Annotated in this window: 18 protein-coding genes and 1 tRNA gene; 5 read left to right on the top strand and 14 right to left on the bottom strand. The window is 54.3% G+C overall.

Annotated elements, in window-relative coordinates; genetic code table 11:
- Positions 1 to 18: 18 nt before the first annotated feature.
- Positions 19 to 1,293: an aminodeoxychorismate synthase component I gene (gene pabB, locus HRU87_RS02985; protein WP_173493468.1), complete on the bottom strand. Its 1,275-nt coding sequence runs from the start codon at positions 1,291 to 1,293 to the stop codon at positions 19 to 21.
- 33 nt (positions 1,294 to 1,326) lie between these two features.
- Here pabB and HRU87_RS02980 point away from each other — a divergent pair, with 33 nt between their 5' ends.
- The 4 genes from HRU87_RS02980 to HRU87_RS02965 all read left to right on the top strand — a co-directional run bounded on the left by HRU87_RS02980 (position 1,327) and on the right by HRU87_RS02965 (position 6,424).
- Positions 1,327 to 2,121 carry an aminotransferase class IV gene (locus HRU87_RS02980; RefSeq protein ID WP_173493467.1) on the top strand — a complete coding sequence of 265 codons (795 nt, stop codon included), beginning with the start codon at positions 1,327 to 1,329 and terminating at the stop codon, positions 2,119 to 2,121.
- 32 nt (positions 2,122 to 2,153) lie between these two features.
- Positions 2,154 to 2,855, top strand: a complete 702-nt coding sequence (locus HRU87_RS02975; protein WP_173493466.1) for an SOS response-associated peptidase — start codon at positions 2,154 to 2,156, stop codon at positions 2,853 to 2,855.
- Positions 2,856 to 2,936: 81 nt separating this feature from the next.
- Positions 2,937 to 3,221, top strand: coding sequence for a hypothetical protein (locus tag HRU87_RS02970; protein WP_173493465.1), 285 nt, complete (start codon positions 2,937 to 2,939; stop codon positions 3,219 to 3,221).
- Positions 3,221 to 6,424, top strand: coding sequence for a DNA polymerase III subunit alpha (locus HRU87_RS02965; protein WP_173493464.1), 3,204 nt, complete (start codon positions 3,221 to 3,223; stop codon positions 6,422 to 6,424). Before HRU87_RS02970 ends, HRU87_RS02965 begins: the two co-directional genes overlap by 1 nt.
- Here HRU87_RS02965 and HRU87_RS02960 read toward each other — a convergent pair.
- The 3 genes from HRU87_RS02960 to HRU87_RS02950 are packed head-to-tail and all read right to left on the bottom strand — an operon-like array spanning position 6,421 to position 8,755.
- Complete coding sequence (locus tag HRU87_RS02960) at positions 6,421 to 7,173, bottom strand: Bax inhibitor-1/YccA family protein (protein WP_173493463.1); 753 nt, start codon at positions 7,171 to 7,173, stop codon at positions 6,421 to 6,423. The two genes, HRU87_RS02965 and HRU87_RS02960, sit on opposite strands and share 4 nt — an antisense overlap.
- A 32-nt stretch (positions 7,174 to 7,205) precedes the next feature.
- Positions 7,206 to 7,817, bottom strand: a complete 612-nt coding sequence (locus tag HRU87_RS02955; protein ID WP_173493462.1) for an alpha/beta hydrolase — start codon at positions 7,815 to 7,817, stop codon at positions 7,206 to 7,208.
- Positions 7,818 to 7,819: 2 nt separating this feature from the next.
- Positions 7,820 to 8,755 (bottom strand): ring-cleaving dioxygenase, encoded by a 936-nt coding sequence (locus HRU87_RS02950; protein ID WP_173493461.1) that lies wholly within the window; start codon positions 8,753 to 8,755, stop codon positions 7,820 to 7,822.
- A gap of 61 nt (positions 8,756 to 8,816) precedes the next feature.
- Between HRU87_RS02950 and HRU87_RS02945 the strand changes: the two genes are divergently transcribed.
- Positions 8,817 to 9,053: a DUF167 domain-containing protein gene (locus HRU87_RS02945; RefSeq protein WP_173493460.1), complete on the top strand. Its 237-nt coding sequence runs from the start codon at positions 8,817 to 8,819 to the stop codon at positions 9,051 to 9,053.
- A 7-nt stretch (positions 9,054 to 9,060) separates the two neighbouring features.
- Here the strand turns inward: HRU87_RS02945 and HRU87_RS02940 are convergent.
- From HRU87_RS02940 to rplU, 10 genes are all read right to left on the bottom strand, one after another.
- Positions 9,061 to 9,133: transfer RNA gene (locus HRU87_RS02940), tRNA-Ala, on the bottom strand.
- A gap of 23 nt (positions 9,134 to 9,156) precedes the next feature.
- On the bottom strand, positions 9,157 to 9,531 hold the full coding sequence (gene rsfS, locus HRU87_RS02935; protein WP_246247340.1) for a ribosome silencing factor: 375 nt from the start codon (positions 9,529 to 9,531) through the stop codon (positions 9,157 to 9,159).
- A complete protein-coding gene (locus tag HRU87_RS02930; protein ID WP_173493459.1) occupies positions 9,515 to 10,240 on the bottom strand; it encodes a hypothetical protein in 726 nt (241 codons plus the stop codon). Before HRU87_RS02930 ends, rsfS begins: the two co-directional genes overlap by 17 nt.
- Positions 10,233 to 10,829, bottom strand: coding sequence for a nicotinate-nucleotide adenylyltransferase (gene nadD, locus HRU87_RS02925; RefSeq protein ID WP_425483684.1), 597 nt, complete (start codon positions 10,827 to 10,829; stop codon positions 10,233 to 10,235). The genes HRU87_RS02930 and nadD overlap by 8 nt, the downstream gene beginning before the upstream one ends.
- Before the next feature lie 8 nt (positions 10,830 to 10,837).
- A complete protein-coding gene (locus HRU87_RS02920; RefSeq protein WP_173493458.1) occupies positions 10,838 to 11,011 on the bottom strand; it encodes a hypothetical protein in 174 nt (57 codons plus the stop codon).
- A 27-nt stretch (positions 11,012 to 11,038) separates the two neighbouring features.
- Positions 11,039 to 12,280, bottom strand: a complete 1,242-nt coding sequence (locus HRU87_RS02915) for a glutamate-5-semialdehyde dehydrogenase (protein WP_173493457.1) — start codon at positions 12,278 to 12,280, stop codon at positions 11,039 to 11,041.
- A gap of 9 nt (positions 12,281 to 12,289) precedes the next feature.
- Positions 12,290 to 13,069 carry a glutamate 5-kinase gene (proB, locus tag HRU87_RS02910; RefSeq protein WP_173493456.1) on the bottom strand — a complete coding sequence of 260 codons (780 nt, stop codon included), beginning with the start codon at positions 13,067 to 13,069 and terminating at the stop codon, positions 12,290 to 12,292.
- Positions 13,056 to 14,537: a GTPase ObgE gene (gene obgE, locus HRU87_RS02905; RefSeq protein WP_173493455.1), complete on the bottom strand. Its 1,482-nt coding sequence runs from the start codon at positions 14,535 to 14,537 to the stop codon at positions 13,056 to 13,058. Before obgE ends, proB begins: the two co-directional genes overlap by 14 nt.
- Before the next feature lie 59 nt (positions 14,538 to 14,596).
- Complete coding sequence (gene rpmA / locus HRU87_RS02900; RefSeq protein WP_173493454.1) at positions 14,597 to 14,848, bottom strand: 50S ribosomal protein L27; 252 nt, start codon at positions 14,846 to 14,848, stop codon at positions 14,597 to 14,599.
- 10 nt (positions 14,849 to 14,858) lie between these two features.
- A complete protein-coding gene (rplU, locus tag HRU87_RS02895; RefSeq protein ID WP_173493453.1) occupies positions 14,859 to 15,164 on the bottom strand; it encodes a 50S ribosomal protein L21 in 306 nt (101 codons plus the stop codon).
- Between the last annotated feature and the right edge of the window lie 35 nt (positions 15,165 to 15,199).

Genomic DNA, 15,199 nt, shown 5'->3' with positions numbered 1-15,199 from the left:
TATTTCAACTGGTAAAGGTTACCAATCCACTGAAGCTGAGAGGGCCGCAACCAAGGCTCTGGCCTTTACTTGAATTTCCTGGTGCTCAGCCTCAGGTTCGGAATCTGAGGTTATGCCGCCTCCGATGTCGATTCGGACCTTACCGTTTTCGAAAATGGCTGTTCGAATCACCATGCCCAAATCCATCTCCCCGCCGTAGCCAATCCATCCGATTCCACCGGAATACGGGCCGCGATCACGAGACTCCAGCTCTGCCAGAAGTTGCATGGCACGCCGCTTTGGAGCGCCAGTCATTGAACCTCCAGGCAGCAAAGCCCTGAGAGCAGCCGTTCCATCCAGCCCATCTCTGAGCTCAGCTCTGACATCGGAGACTAGCTGGTGCACGGTTGAATAACTCTGAACCTGCATGAGACCTGACACCGCGACGCTCTCGGGCTTACAAACCTTAGACAGGTCATTTCTGACCAGGTCCACAATCATGAGGTTCTCGGCCTGCTCTTTTTGACTCAGCGAAAGCTCGCTGCGCAAAATCTCATCTGCCTCTGATGAGTTTCCTCTGGGCCGGGTGCCCTTGATGGGGCTGGATGTTACGGCTGACCCGGTGACGGTGATGAAGCGTTCGGGAGAAATTGAAACGAAGGTCCTTCCCCCAACTCGGATAAACGCCGCATAGGGCGCTGGATTTTGCCTTCTGAGCCTTAGGAAGAATGACAGTTCATCCCCCTGATAGTCCCCCTCGAGGGCAGTGGTGAGGCAAATCTGATAAACCTCTCCCCTGGCAATCGCATCTTTTGAAGCCTCAATTTTTTGCTTATAGCCAGCTACTTGGTCAAGGCACACGAGCTTGGCAGAAGTCGCGGCTGGACGATTTAACTGATGTGCAGCTGAGTCACCACCAATTAGAGCGAGCCTCAACAGCGCGGCATGGTGCCAAGCCTCAAATTCTTTTCTGGTGTCAAAGCGCCCCACAAAATGCAGCCTCCGACGATCGTGATCAAAAACAAAGGCCCGATCGACCTCTAGGAGGTCAAACCCTTGGATTTGCCCGGGTTCAGTTGAGTAGTGAACCACGCCAACCAGGTGCGGCCTAAAAGGAAAGGGTAAGTCCGCTTCCTCACCCGAGAATGAAAAATCTGGACTGTCGCTAATCGTGCCAACGCCAATAATTGAGAACCGTGCGGTTGGGTGGTGCTCCCGGTCCAGCCAGAAGCTATTTGGGTGGTGGGCAAAGAAAATGCTGAATGTGTCGGCCACAGAAGTCCATGAGTGCAGAGATTCGTGATGCAGTGGCATTCAGCCTCCTTTTCTGGACCTAATCTAGATGCGATGAGCAGTTTCGGTGAGTTTTACGTCTTCAGCGATGGCGCTTTGCGCCCGCTCAATGACACGCTCAGCGAGACTCTAACCGTTGCCGACAGCTTTCTAATCCAGGAGGGTCGAGTTCGGCAAATAAATCGACACTTTGAACGCTTTGAAAAGTCCATTGCTAGCCCCGAGGTCAAGGCGGTGCTTCCCGAATTCTTTTCGGCCGTGCTCGCTGAGCTACCCCGCTCTGGGAGCTGGTTCCCCAGGCTTGAATACCGCGAACATCAACCCGAATCTGAACGACTTGTATTGCGACTAAGGGAGGCTCCCGAGCGAACCGCAACCCTTAGCCTTTGGAGTTCTGATGAGCCAGATCCGAGAAAACAAGCCGGGGTAAAAGGACCTGATTTGTCGGTCTGCCAAAGGCTCAGAAGAGCCGCAAACCTTCACGGGGCCGATGAAGCCGTCATCCTGAGCCAGGATGGCTTCATCGCGGATGGAGCGCTTAGTTCGATCATGTGGTGGGAGTCGGAGACACTTTGCGCTCCAGACGACACCACCGATTGGCTACCCTCCATAACTCGTCAGCTGGTCTTTGAATTGGCCCGCGAAGCCGGCTATCAAACCCTGGAAAAAAGAGCCAAGCCCTCAGATTTAGAAAACTGCGAGGTGTGGAGCCTGAGTAGCTTGCAGGGCATCAGATACGTGACCGCTTGGGGAGACCTGAAGCTCGGTGAGAGCCGTCACGCGTCCTCGTTCCGAAAGCGTCTGGCATTGCTAGCCAGCTCAATCGATAACGTTAGCTGGGCAGCCTAGTGTGCAGGGCTAGCCTCTGGAGAGTCGCTTAGATGTGCGGAAGATTTGTAATCGCCAAGACCACGGATTTGATTACCGAGTACTTCGAGGTTGATGAAGCACCTGAGCAGGATTTCCGCAGCTACAACATCGCCCCAACCATTGAGGTTCCGATAATCGTTGAACGAGAAGTGGACGGTTTGCCCTCTAGAGAGATTCACGCAGCCAGATGGGGACTGATTCCCTCCTGGGCAAAGTCCCCGGGGGCTAGCCCACTGATAAACGCTCGGATCGAATCAGTGCTTGAAAAGCCCAGTTTCAAGGAAGCCGCTCTGGCCAAACGCTGTGCCATTCCAGCAGATGGCTATTTTGAGTGGCAGAGCACAGTTCCTAACAGCAAGGTTCCCTATTACATTTTTCCAAGCGATGGCATGCTTGCCTTCGCAGGAATTTACTGGTGGTGGCGTGACCCGAGCAAACTAGCTAGCGATCCAGCCCGCTGGGTTCTAACCTGCTCACTTTTGACGAAGGACTCGGCTCCTGAACTCGCTGGAATTCACGATCGAAATCCAGTGCTGCTATCGGAAGAAAATCTCTCCGCCTGGTTAGCCCCGGATTACCCAACCACGCCAGAGGTGCTAGCTGCCCTGAGCGAGGAGTCCGCTTTGGTAGCAGCCCAGCTGGAGTTTCACCCGGTTTCGAGCGCAGTTGGTTCGGTTTATAACAATTCTGAAGAGTTAATCGCCAGAATCTAGGGCTTCATTTTGAAAATGTCGTAGCCCCGCATACACTTTTATTATTCGAACATTTGTTCGAATAATGAGAGGTGTTGGGGAATGAAGCTTGAAGAACTGAGTGCGGTAATGCTGGATTTTGACGGCGCTCCAGTGCGGTTTCGCTACCAAAATCAGGACTACACGGTTGCGTCCAGGCCGGTGCGCTGGTACTCCAGAAAACTCTGGTGGCTTCAGGCGCAGTCTGCCCCGAAGGGCGTTGGGCAGGGCTTGATGGAAGTGGAGATGTGGCGCTTGTGGGCGGCAAGCGAAACCTCCAGAATCTTCTTCGAGCTAAGGCACGAACTCCCCCAGGACAGCTGGATCATCAATCAAATAAACAGCTGATGGGCTTTAGTCACCTAAACGTTTCATCCGCCTTCTCTGCTCACTACGGAGTAAATCGCCCTGAGCAGCTTGCAGTCGCTGCCAAGGCACTGGGCTACGACGGTGTTGCGGTGACCGACCGAGACGGCCTCTACGGAGCCGTAAAGCACCTGGGCGCCTGCATCAAACTTGGCATTTCACCACTGGTTGGGGTGAGCCTGGAGGTTTCAGATCAGGGCCGCTTCACGATCCTTGCCAAAGGCGGTAATAAAGGGCTTGGTTGGGCTGGGCTTTGCCGGATCGTTTCTCTAGCTCAACAAAACCGCGGCAAGCAAAAAAAGATTCAGATTTCACTTGAAAAACTAGCGGAGCTCAGCACAAACTGCGTGGTTTTAGTCGGCCCGCAAAGCCGGCTTGCCGAGCTTGCGCTGGATCAACCGGTTGATGCAGCAAGGGTTTTGGGTCAAATCAGCCAGGTTCTAAAAGGCCAACTGATTATCGAGGTTGCCACTCACCTGACTGAACCTGGAACCCTACTCTCGGTGGAGCACTCTCGGGCAATGCTGAACCTCGCTGACGCTCATCGCATCCCGGCGGTAATCAGCAATGCGGTCAGATATCTGGAACCCGACGATGCTGTCACCGCCGATGTTTTAGATTCCGCCAGGCACCTTGAGCCACTTGGGCTCTTTGCCCCGCAACCAAATGCCCAAGCCTGGCTCAAACCCCCAAGTGTGATGGCTGAGCTTGCCCTTGAGATTACCGAGGACCCCAAAAGATCGATGTCGCTTCTAGCAACAACGGAACGGATCACCGACGAGTGTCGGCTAGACCCAGCTGAAGACTGCGGCTGGGGCAGACCAAAGACTCCGGAGCAGAGCGCACTGGGCATTACCGGAAATCCATTTGAGGAGCTTTGGCAAAAAAGTCATGCAGCGATCTCTTGGCGTTACCCTGGAGCTAAGGCCAGTGAATTGGCAACGGTCCAGCATCGGCTGAGCAAAGAGCTAATCGCCGTAAATCAGCTGGGGTTCGCCACCTACTTCCTAACCGTGGCAGATGTCGCCCAAATGATCCGAGACATGAAAATTCGGATCGCAGCCAGGGGTTCGGGGGCGGGATCGCTACTGAATTACCTGCTGGGAATCAGCAGTGTTGATCCAATCAGTGAGGGTTTGCTGTTTGAAAGATTCCTGTCAACCGAACGCTCCACGCTGCCGGATATAGACATAGATGTTGAGTCAGCCCGTAGGCACGACATCTACCGAGCAATCTTTAGGCGCTACGGAGGTGACCGCGTAACGCTGCTGTCAATGCAGTCCACCTATCGAGGCCGAGGTGCCGTCAGGGATTCCGGCTTAGCCCTGGGCCTTGAGGAAGACCAGATTGATGAGATTGCCAAAAACATATGGCGATTCTCAGCTCGCAGCTTCCGAGATGCCATGGAGAAAAAGCCCGAGCTGGCAGAGTTTGCAAAAGCTGCCGAGCAGGATCGAAAACTAAACCTGCTGGTTGATATCACCCAGCGACTGGATAAGTTGCCGAGGCACATTTCCATGCACCCCTGCGGGGTAATCCTGGGTAATCGTGAGCTATTGAACCTAACTCCCACCGAACCCAGTGGAGTGGGGCTGCCGATGAGCCAATTTGATAAAGACGACATGGACCCGATGGGTTTTCTAAAACTTGATGTTCTCGGGGTTCGCATGCAATCCGCCATGGCCTATACCGTCAGGGAAATAGCCAGAGTTAGCGGGAAGCAGCTGGAACTAGATTCGATTACCAGGGACGACCCAGAAACCTTCAAGACCATAAGAACTACAAACACCCTGGGGATGTTTCAAATTGAGAGCCCGGGGCAACGAGAGCTCACCGGAAAGCACCAGCCGACTAGATTCAATGACCTCACCCTGCAGATATCACTGTTTAGACCCGGGCCCATGAAAGGCAACATGATTGCCCCCTACCTCGAGGGCAGGCACGGTTTCATTCAACCCGACTACATCCACCCGGACCTAAAGCCGATTCTCGAGGAGAGCTACGGGGTGGTGGTCTTCCACGAGCAGCTGATGCGCATCATGCAGACCATGACCGGCTGCACCCTAGCCAGGGCAGACGAGATGCGCAGAAAGCTGAGCAAGGATCAAAAATCAAAACTGATTGAAAACTACTTTCGGCAATCCGCCTCAGCTCGAGGTTACGACAAATCCGTGATCGATCGGGTTTGGTCCATAATCGAGGGCTTTGGGTCCTTTGGTTTTTGCAAGGCTCACGGGGCTGCTTTTGCATTGCCGACCTATCAGACCGCGTGGCTAAAAACCCACTTCCCCACCGAGTTCATCGCCGGGCTGCTAACCCACGATCCGGGGATGTATCCCAGGAGACTTTTGCTTGCCGAAGCCAGACGGATCGGAGTGAAGCTGCTCCCTATCGACGTCAATAAATCAACCGATGAGTACCTGGTTGAAAAGGTTCGAGGTGGCCTTGGGATTCGAATGGCACTGCTTGATATCGCAGGGCTATCAGGTCCAGAAATCAGCAGAATCAAGCAGCATCAGCCATTTAGGGACCTGAGCGATTTTTACCTCAGAGCCAGGCCCTCGAGAAGATCTCTACAGCGTTTAGCGCTGATTGGGGCGCTTGATGCCCTGGCAAAAATAACCGAGAGCTCAGAGAGCGGACGCGGTGACCTAATGGTCCGAGTCAGGCAGCTGTGCGCCAAGGCGGCACCAAGGCACGATGAAAATCAAATGCGTTTTGATTTCAATGCGGAACAGCGGCTTGAGATTGGAAATCCCAGCCCCAGCCGAGGAGAGCAGATTGCGCAGGAGATAGCAATCACCAACATGGACATATCCGGCCACCAGATAGAGCAGTTTCAGCAGATGCTCGATGAGATGGGAGTGACCAGAGCTTCAGAGCTGCTATCACTTCGTGGCGGAACCGAGGTTTTGGTTGCTGGGGTGAGGGTTGCAACTCAATCACCGCCGATGCGCAGTGGAAAGCGAGTGGTTTTTATCACCCTAGATGACGGGACCGGATGTGCAGATGCGACGTTTTTTGATGAGGCTCAGCGGCGCTGCGCACAACAGCTGTTCCACAACAAACTCCTGCTAATAGCAGGAAAGACCCGCCGCACCGGAGTGCGAGGGGTCTCAATCCTTGCTGAAAATGCCTGGGACCTTAGAACGCTGTGGTCCCAGTGGCAATCAAAAGCGAGTTAGTCGTTGGAGTTGAAGATGGCCAACAGTCGCAGAATCTCGACGTAGAGCCAGATCAGCGAAGCGGTCAGACCAAAAGCAGCTCGCCACTCCATCTCCTGAGGCATGCGGTTTGCGACACCCTCGCGAATCGCCTCAAAGTCAAGGTTCAGCGTGAAAGCCGCCAGCCCAACACCAACCAGTGCAATCAACCAGCCAAAAGGTGAGGAGTAGACGCTGCTGCCGGCGAACATTGCGAATCCGAGGTTTACCAGAGCAAATACCGAGTAGCCAATCAGGCTAAACATCATGATCCTGGTAAAACGAGCATCTACCTTCACCCAGCCAAAACGGTATGCGGCGAACATTGCACCAGCGGTGGCGAGAGTTCCCAGAACAGCAGTCTGCGCGATGCCTGGGTACATGGCCTCAAACATCATGCTGATACCGCCGATGAATAAGCCCTGAGCAAGCGCATAGGCAATCATCACCCCTGGTCGCACGGTCTTTCCAAAAGTTGCCCACAGGCCAAGCCCGAGGCCAACAAACATTGCTGGCAACGCCAAAGAGCCCAGGTTCAAAAACCAAGTTGCGCCTGCTCCTAGCAGAACTGCGACAAACATGCCCAGCACCTTGGCGGCGGTTCCCTCAATGGTCATTGGGGTCTGGGTCAGACGACCAAACTCCTGGTCAACCTGTTCCTGGTCAAGCCTTGAAACGGTTGCACCGGTCTGCATTGCCTGATTGAAAATCGGGTTGTGCGAAATAGCCACTTGAGTCCTTTCGAGTTGAACTGCGCTTGATACTAGGCGAGATCTCTGGAAATTTCCTGAATGTGAGCGGGAGAAACCGAGTGTCCGCCGGGGTGGCGCAGCCAACTCACCGACGCCCCAAATCCACTTAGTTCAGAAACCCAGCGCTCACTCACCGAAACTGGAGCGTAGGGATCGACATCACCGTTGGCCAACCAAATTCTTTTACCGCCTAGATTCACGGCCTGAACCTCTCGGTAGGGCTTTGTGGAACCAAATAGGACAGCTTGAGCCAACAACTCAGGTCTTTTGACCATCAGCGCCGCCGCGGTGTTAGCTCCATTGCTGAAGCCGACCGCCGTCATTGGCATCTCACGCAAACCATAGTGATCGATAGCCACCTCGATAAATTCAGCCAGTTCCTCAACGGCCAAATCAATTGATTCCTCATTGAAGGTTCCATCCGAATATCGCTCGTAGAAACGATTCATGCCGTTCTCCAAATACATACCCCTTGGAGAAAGCAGGTTGGCCTCCGGATCTAGCGCTCTGCCGAGCTGCAGCAGATCATATTCGTCAGCGCCGGTGCCGTGAAGCAAAAGCAAAACTCTTGAGTTGCTGCCGGCTTGAAAAACGTGCGGCCTTGAGATATCTCGATTTCCCATTTCTAAACCCTAATCGCTGGAAGTGCAGCCTGAATTTGCTCTCTGGATGGCTCGAGCCAAGGCGGCAACTTCAATTTCCTACCCAGCTCTAAGAGCGGCTCGTCGATATCAAACCCGGGGTCGTCTGTGGCGATTTCGAAAAGAACGCCTCCCGGCTCGCGAAAGTAAATGCTCTTGAAATACTGTCGATCCATAACCTGGGTAACAGGAACTCCTTTTTCCAAAAGTTCTAGACGCCAAAAGTCCATGGTCTGTAGGTCCGGTGCTCGGAACGCTACGTGGTGAACCGTTCCGCCAGCCTGAAGACCGCGGTCACCGGCACCCCCAACAACCTCAACCTGCGCTCCGGACTCCCCCTTGGCCATTGCGAAAGAACTTCTTCCGGAGGTTTCCCCACTGAAGCTCATCCCGAGCATCCCCTCTAACATCTGGGCAGTTGGGTCAATATGCGTTTCCGTCAGCTCGACGGAGTGAAGGCCCTTCACCGCATGCTCAGCCGCAATGTTTCCAACCCCATCCCAACCCGAACGCTCATCGCCCGAGGTGCCTACCAGCTGAAGTCTCATGCCATCGAAATCCCTCAGCTCTAAGCTCGGTTCCCCATTCGAGGTCTGGCCGCTAATGAGCTCGATATCAAGCTTCGCAAGGTGATTTGACCAGAAGCCGAGTGAGGCTTCTGGAACAGAAAAGGCGGTTGCGGTGGTGAGGCCTGCACCCTCGCGCCCCTTGGACACACCGGGCCACGGAAAAAAGGTCAGAATTGACGCTGGTGAACCCTTTTCGTCACCGTAGTAAAGGTGCCAGATGTGCGGGGCATCAAAGTTCACCGTCTGCTTGACGAGCCGCAGTCCCAGCACTTTGGTGTAAAAATCAACATTTTGCTGAGGGTCACGCGCGATGGCAGTGACGTGGTGAATCCCGTGTGGGTTAACGCTCATTAGAACTCCAATCCCTTAAGTAAAGGGCACTAGACAAAAACTTATTCCCTACAGTTCTCTCATGCGTCTAAAAGTGCGAGTAAAGCCCGGCTCCAAGTCCGGGGATCGTGTGGTACCGGGCGCCGAATACCTCGATGTCTTCCTGAGGGAAAAGCCGGTCGATGGCAAGGCCAATGAAGCTTTAGTCAGGATCCTGGCTGGCTATTTTGATGTTCCACGCGAATCAGTGCGAATAGTGACCGGTGCCAGCGCGCGCATAAAGACCGTGGAAATAGAAAAGCCCGCCGAGGCGGGCTAAACGTTTGTGGACCTGAGGGGACTTGAACCCCTGACCCCCTGCATGCCATGCAGGTGCGCTACCAGCTGCGCCACAGGCCCTTGAACCCTGATAGCTTACACAACTATTGGGCTAATGGCACAACTGGGCAGTCTCGCCAAAGTCGCTCAAGCGAGTAGTAGTCACGTTCCTGCTCGTGCATGACGTGAACCACTAGGTCACCAAAGTCGAGCAAAATCCAACGGCCAGTTTCTCTACCTTCGCGAAAGCGGGCTTTGTGACCCGACTTCAACAGTTCATCTTCGACATTGTCAGAGATAGCTTGGGCTTGGCGCTCGTTCTTGGCGGTGACAATCAGAAATATTTCAGCCAGCGCAAAGGGCTCTGTAACATCCAGCGCAACCAGGTTCTCACCAAGCTTGTCCTGGGCCGCAGCGGCAGCGAGGTTCAGAACCTCTTTGGTGAAATTACTGGCTGGCAAACTAGGCCCCGATCGCATTGAGAATTGTTACCGTGGCGAGAATGGCCGCCACCGCCATGATTATTGAAGCCAAGCCAATGGCCCATGGACGCCACCAGCCTTTGCGCAACACCGACTTAGGCACAACGCCGACGCTCATTCGGCCGTTGATGACATCAAGGGCAGAAATGGGTTCCACGATTGATATAACCCCGGTGACAGAATCTTGACGGTCAGCATTGTCCAATTCAAGGCCATCCAAACCAGCAGTGATAGAACCAGTACTCGGCTCAGTTAGGACGGCAATAGATCCAGTAACTGCGATTTCTCCGGTTTCAATCGGAAGTGCAATAGCCTCCGGAGAAACTTCCAGGACTATTGACTGGGTGCTCGGCTCCGCAAGCAAGTTGCTTCCGGTGAAATCCGCAGGCGGTAGGTCAAGCTCCAAGAAGCTAGGAGCGGTGACAACCTTTTCCAGCTCTTCGGATGCCGCCTCGATGTCCTCAACCTCAACATCTGGCAATGTAACTGGCAGGGCTACTGGTGCCACAGCAGCCGGGAGTGTTCCGCTTCGCTCCAGCTCTCTGAGCTCACGACGCGTTAGAACCTGCTTTGGGGATTCGACCTCAGGCGCATTTGAGATTGGCGACTCCATAACCGGATTCGGGTCACTTGCAACCGATACCTCTGGGAGCTTTCCGCTTCGCTCAAGCTCTCTAAGTTGCCGCCTGGTTAGAAGTTCAGTCATCAGAACCTCGATAAAGCTTGTGTTTTGCGATGTATTGCACCACTCCGTCTGGAACCAAATACCAAACAGGTTTAGCCGACATCACGCGATCGCGGACGTTTGTTGAGGAAATTGCCAACGCAGGAACCTCGAGGAGTGACATTTTGGCTTCGCTGACGTCTGGAAGAACGAGATTGTGACCCGGCCTGGTAACACCAATAAATGTCGCCAAGCCCCAGAGCTTGTCAATATCTTTCCAGGCCAAAATCTGAGCGATAGCGTCGGCTCCAGAAATAAAGAACAGGTCGGCATCGGGCCGCTCGCGAGCAATTTGAGTCAAGGTGTCGATGGTGTAGGTCGTTCCGGGTCTATCAATGTCAACCCTCGAGACCGTGAACCTGGGATTCGCAGCTGTGGCAACAACGGTCATCAGGTACCTGTGCTCGGCCGAGGTAACGGGATTTTTATGCCAGGGCTCACCGGTCGGAACGAAAATAACTTCATCCAGGGAAAACGCGTCCGCTACCTCACTGGCTGCGACCAAGTGACCGTTGTGGATTGGGTCAAAGGTTCCACCCATCACACCAACGCGTGGCCGCTGATTGGTCATAGCGATATTTAGTGCTGCGCCTTGGAAGAGCCGGTCTTGTGGCTGTGACGATTTGCCACGTTGCGGTAAGACCAGGTGATGCCGGCGAGGGTTAGGAAAACGCCCATGGCGATAACGCCAAAAAAGAAGGCAGGGATTGGCAGCTCGACGTGAGCCGCTTCACTGGCAAGAATTGAAAGCAAGTTATCTCCTTTTGCTCATCAGGTAGTTTAGCTGCGGACCTGGCCATTACCGCGAACCAACCACTTGGTGCTGGTTAGTTCTTTGAGCCCCATAGGTCCGCGGGCGTGTAGTTTTTGGGTTGAAATTCCAACCTCGGCACCGAATCCAAATTCGCCACCGTCTGTGAACCTGGTGGATGAATTCACCATGACCACAGCCGCGTCAACCTCCTGCAGGAAGCGCTCTGCATTAGCCAGGTTTTCGGTCACGATGGATTCGGTGTGCTTGGTTGAGTAGCGTGCAATGTGTTCAAGAGCCTGGTCAACGTTTGCAACAACTCGAATTGAAATCTCAAGGGCAAGGTACTCCTTTGCCCAGTCCTCATCGGTTGCCTGAACACAGTCAATGATTTCTGCAGTCTTTTCGCAGCCATGAATAACCACTGAGTTTTCCCTCAGCGCAGCTGCAACCTTAGGCAAAAACTCTTCGGCGAGGTCTTCGTGGACAAGCAGGGTCTCAAGCGAATTACAAACCGAGGGTCGCTGAACCTTAGAGTTCACGACCATGGGAAGTGCCTTTTGAAGATCAGCACTTTGGTCAATGAACATGTGGACCACGCCATCACCTGTCTCAATTACCGGAACCTTGGATTCGGTAACCACGGTCTGAATTAATGATGCAGAGCCCCTTGGGATTAAAACGTCAATAAAACCGCGAGCTTGCATCATCTCAACGGCACCTGCCCTACCAAACTCGTCAACAGTTTGAACCGCAGCAACTGGAAGACCAACACTCTCAAGCCCAGCCTGCAGAAGCGAAACTAGGATTCGATTCGAATTCTCTGCGGCGCTGCCACCGCGCAAAATAGCTGCGTTACCGCTTTTTACGGCAAGGGCAGCGATGTCAACGGTGACATTTGGACGAGCTTCGTAAATAACTCCCACCACACCAAACGGAACTCTGACCTGCTGAAGCTTGAGACCGTTATCCAGAGTCATGCCGGCAACCGAATCGCCCACGGGATCTGGCAGGGCGATAATCTCCCGGATCGCAGAAGCCAAGCCAAGAATTCGCTTTTGGTCCAGTCTGAGGCGATCCTGCAGACCAATTGCCAGTCCATTGCGTTGACCATTTTCGAGATCCAACAGATTCTGAGCAATGATTTGCTCAACGTTAGCTTCCAGCTGCTGAGCCATGGCCTCCAGGGCGGCATTTTTTAGATTTGTGTTGGCTAACCCCACCACCTTGCTGGCGGCCTTGGATGCCTCAAAGAGTTTTTGAATGCTCATTTTCAAATCCTACTTAGCCGCAGCAGGTTCAAACCAGGTGTGCCGGCAGGAGTCAGTGTCTATCCGGTCAACATTTGCAGTGCTGGTGAGGACAACCCCGACCCCCTGATCGGTGGCCATGCGAGCGGCGGCGAGCTTGGTTAGAGCTCCCCCGGTGCCATAACCGGTCGAAGTTCCGGACACCGAAATATGAGAAAGCTCATCGCCGTAAGGCACAACCTCGATGGGCATAGCTCCGGGCTCACTGGGAGGAGCTGTATACAGAGCATCAACATCGCTTAGTAGCACCAAAACATCGGCCTGGGCCAAAGCGGCAACTCTTGCTGCCAGCTGATCGTTGTCACCGAATCGAATTTCCTGAGTGGCCACAGAGTCGTTCTCGTTAATGATTGGCAGCACGCCAATTTCCAATAGACGCTCGAGCGCCCTAGAGGCATTTATGGAGGTGGCTTCTTGATCCAAATTGTCGACCGTCAGCAAAATCTGCCCTGGCAGCCAGTTGTAGCGGGCGAGAGATCGCTCGTAGCGCCCCATGAGTTTGGCTTGGCCAATGCTTGCCAATGCTTGTGATGTGGCGAGGTCCTCAGACTTAGCGGTAAGTCCAATCAAAGGCGATGCGGTCGCAATAGCCCCACTCGATACCAAAATTACCTGTTTGCCAGCTCGGCTCAGCCTCCAGCTGAGGTCCACTATCCGATCTAAGTTCGCTTCGTTGGAACCGGTGATTGAGCTGGAGCCAACCTTAATTACTACGCGCCTTGCGCCAGCCAATCGCTCAGAGGTTTTCACTTTCTTCCTCCTCGGTAAATACACTGGACTCCCGAACCGCGCTTCGCTCGGCGCGACCCGCAGCACGCTGGTCCATCATGTCGTAATACTCTTGGCGGCGCTGCTGGTTTGTTCTGCGCTCATCGTCAATGGCCTCGGCCATTGAGGACACGAGTGGGTCCCAGTCGAAAACAACGCCGTTGCCCGCACCGATAATTACCGTCGAACCTCGCTTAGCACCCTTTTTATAGAGCAGGTCATCGACACCAAGCTTCGCTAATCGCTCGGATAGATAGCTGACGGCATCGGCGTTGTTGAAGTCAGTCTGAGCAACCCAGCGCTCTGGCTTGGAGCCGACAATACGGAAGACATCCTCCCCACCGATACTCTCGTTGCGAATCTCAAATTTGCCGTCGTCCTTCTTAGCCGGAAGCAAAGAAATGCGCTTTGAGGCCTGGACCACCTGGTGCTTGCGCTCCTCGGTCACCAGCTGTCCAAGAGCAAAATTCAATTCGCGCAACCCAACTTGTGTAGCTGACGAGATAAGGAACACCGGATAGCCACGGGCTTCAAAGTCCGCCTTCACAAACTCCGCCAACTCCTTGGCATCGGGGAGATCAATCTTGTTCAAAGCGACCAATTGGGGTCGCTCAATTAGTGGTGTTTGACCAGCTGGAACCTGATAAGCCTCAAGCTCGGCAAGAATGACCTCAAGGTCACTGATCGGGTCTCGACCCGGCTCCAAGGTGCCACAGTCAATCACGTGCAGCAGAGCGCTGCAGCGCTCAACGTGCCGCAGAAACTCGAGCCCCAACCCCTTACCCTTGCTGGCCCCTTCAATTAGTCCGGGGACGTCGGCGATGGTGTATCGCATATCGCCGGCTTGAACCACTCCCAGGTTCGGGTGGAGCGTCGTGAAAGGGTAATCCGCGATCTTTGGACGGGCAGCGCTCATGGCTGCAATCAGAGAGGACTTGCCAGCCGATGGGAAACCAACCAGCGCGACATCTGCAACGGTCTTGAGCTCCAGAGTGATGTCTCCGGCCCAGCCGGGGACTCCGAGCAGGTGGAATGCAGGGGCAATTCTTTTCCTCGATGCCAGCGCTGCGTTACCAAGCCCACCCGAGCCGCCCTCTGCTACCAGCAATTCCATTCCTGGCTCTGCCAGGTCAGCCAGAATCTTGCCTTCGGCGTCCTTGACTACTGTGCCAACCGGGACGGGAAGGATCAGATCTTCACCACGGGCACCGTTGCGGAAGTCACCGGCTCCAGAACCACCTGAGGTTGCGGTTCGGTGGGGTCGGTGGTGATAGTCCAGCAGGGTGGTGACGTTGGGGTCCGTCACCAGAGTGATTGAACCACCATCGCCGCCGTCAGCACCATCGGGACCCGCAAGCGGTTTAAACTTCTCGCGCTTTACGGAGGTGCAGCCATCGCCGCCGTCTCCGGCGCGCAAGTGAAGAGTCACCTGATCCACGAAAGTAATCATTGACATCTCCTAATACAGAAAAAGGCGGACCCTAAGGCCCGCCTCCTCAGAAAAACTTGTTACTGGGTGACTACGTTTACGACGCGGCGTCCAGCCTTTGCGCCAAACTCAACGGAGCCTGCGGCGAGCGCAAACAAGGTGTCGTCCTTGCCGCGACCAACGTTTACTCCCGGGTGGAAGTGGGTTCCGCGCTGGCGGACCAAGATTTCACCGGCGTTGACTACCTGGCCGTCGTGGCGCTTGACGCCAAGGCGCTGTGCGTTCGAGTCGCGACCGTTGCGGGTGGAGCTAACTCCCTTTTTGGATGCCATTTCTACCTACCTACTTGATCTCGGTGACCTGGACACGGGTTAGGTCCTGGCGGTGGCCCTGACGCTTCTTGTAACCGGTCTTGTTCTTGTACTTCTGAATGATGATTTTTGGACCGCGAGTCTGGTCGAGAACCTCGGCAATGACCTTTACCTTGGCTAGTGCCTTGGAGTCAGTGGTTACCTTCTCGCCGTCAACCAGCAGCAAAGCTGGAAGCTCAATGGTGCCGCTGGTAGCAGCAATGCGGTTCATGGTAACGATGGTTCCAACCTGAACCTTCTCCTGGCGACCGCCAGCGCGTACAACTGCGTAGACCACTTCAAACCTATCTATCGAGGAATTTGTTTCTGCCG

This window comes from Aquiluna borgnonia (assembly GCF_013283855.1).
Classification (GTDB): Bacteria; Actinomycetota; Actinomycetes; order Actinomycetales; family Microbacteriaceae; genus Aquiluna; species Aquiluna borgnonia.
Note: the sequence above shows the minus strand (reverse complement) of the source record. Positions and strands in the feature narration are given on the sequence as shown.

Excerpts from the sequence above, each read along its gene's own strand:
- pabB (WP_173493468.1), bottom strand. The coding sequence starts at position 1,293 with ATGCCACTGCATCACGAATCTCTGCACTCATGGACTTCTGTGGCCGAC.
- HRU87_RS02980 (WP_173493467.1), top strand. The coding sequence starts at position 1,327 with ATGAGCAGTTTCGGTGAGTTTTACGTCTTCAGCGATGGCGCTTTGCGC.
- HRU87_RS02975 (WP_173493466.1), top strand. The coding sequence starts at position 2,154 with ATGTGCGGAAGATTTGTAATCGCCAAGACCACGGATTTGATTACCGAG.
- HRU87_RS02970 (WP_173493465.1), top strand. The coding sequence starts at position 2,937 with ATGAAGCTTGAAGAACTGAGTGCGGTAATGCTGGATTTTGACGGCGCT.
- HRU87_RS02965 (WP_173493464.1), top strand. The coding sequence starts at position 3,221 with ATGGGCTTTAGTCACCTAAACGTTTCATCCGCCTTCTCTGCTCACTAC.
- HRU87_RS02955 (WP_173493462.1), bottom strand. The coding sequence starts at position 7,817 with ATGGGAAATCGAGATATCTCAAGGCCGCACGTTTTTCAAGCCGGCAGC.
- HRU87_RS02950 (WP_173493461.1), bottom strand. The coding sequence starts at position 8,755 with ATGAGCGTTAACCCACACGGGATTCACCACGTCACTGCCATCGCGCGT.
- HRU87_RS02945 (WP_173493460.1), top strand. The coding sequence starts at position 8,817 with ATGCGTCTAAAAGTGCGAGTAAAGCCCGGCTCCAAGTCCGGGGATCGT.
- rsfS (WP_246247340.1), bottom strand. The coding sequence starts at position 9,531 with ATGCGATCGGGGCCTAGTTTGCCAGCCAGTAATTTCACCAAAGAGGTT.
- HRU87_RS02930 (WP_173493459.1), bottom strand. The coding sequence starts at position 10,240 with ATGACTGAACTTCTAACCAGGCGGCAACTTAGAGAGCTTGAGCGAAGC.
- nadD (WP_425483684.1), bottom strand. The coding sequence starts at position 10,829 with ATGACCAATCAGCGGCCACGCGTTGGTGTGATGGGTGGAACCTTTGAC.
- HRU87_RS02915 (WP_173493457.1), bottom strand. The coding sequence starts at position 12,280 with ATGAGCATTCAAAAACTCTTTGAGGCATCCAAGGCCGCCAGCAAGGTG.
- obgE (WP_173493455.1), bottom strand. The coding sequence starts at position 14,537 with ATGATTACTTTCGTGGATCAGGTGACTCTTCACTTGCGCGCCGGAGAC.
- rpmA (WP_173493454.1), bottom strand. The coding sequence starts at position 14,848 with ATGGCATCCAAAAAGGGAGTTAGCTCCACCCGCAACGGTCGCGACTCG.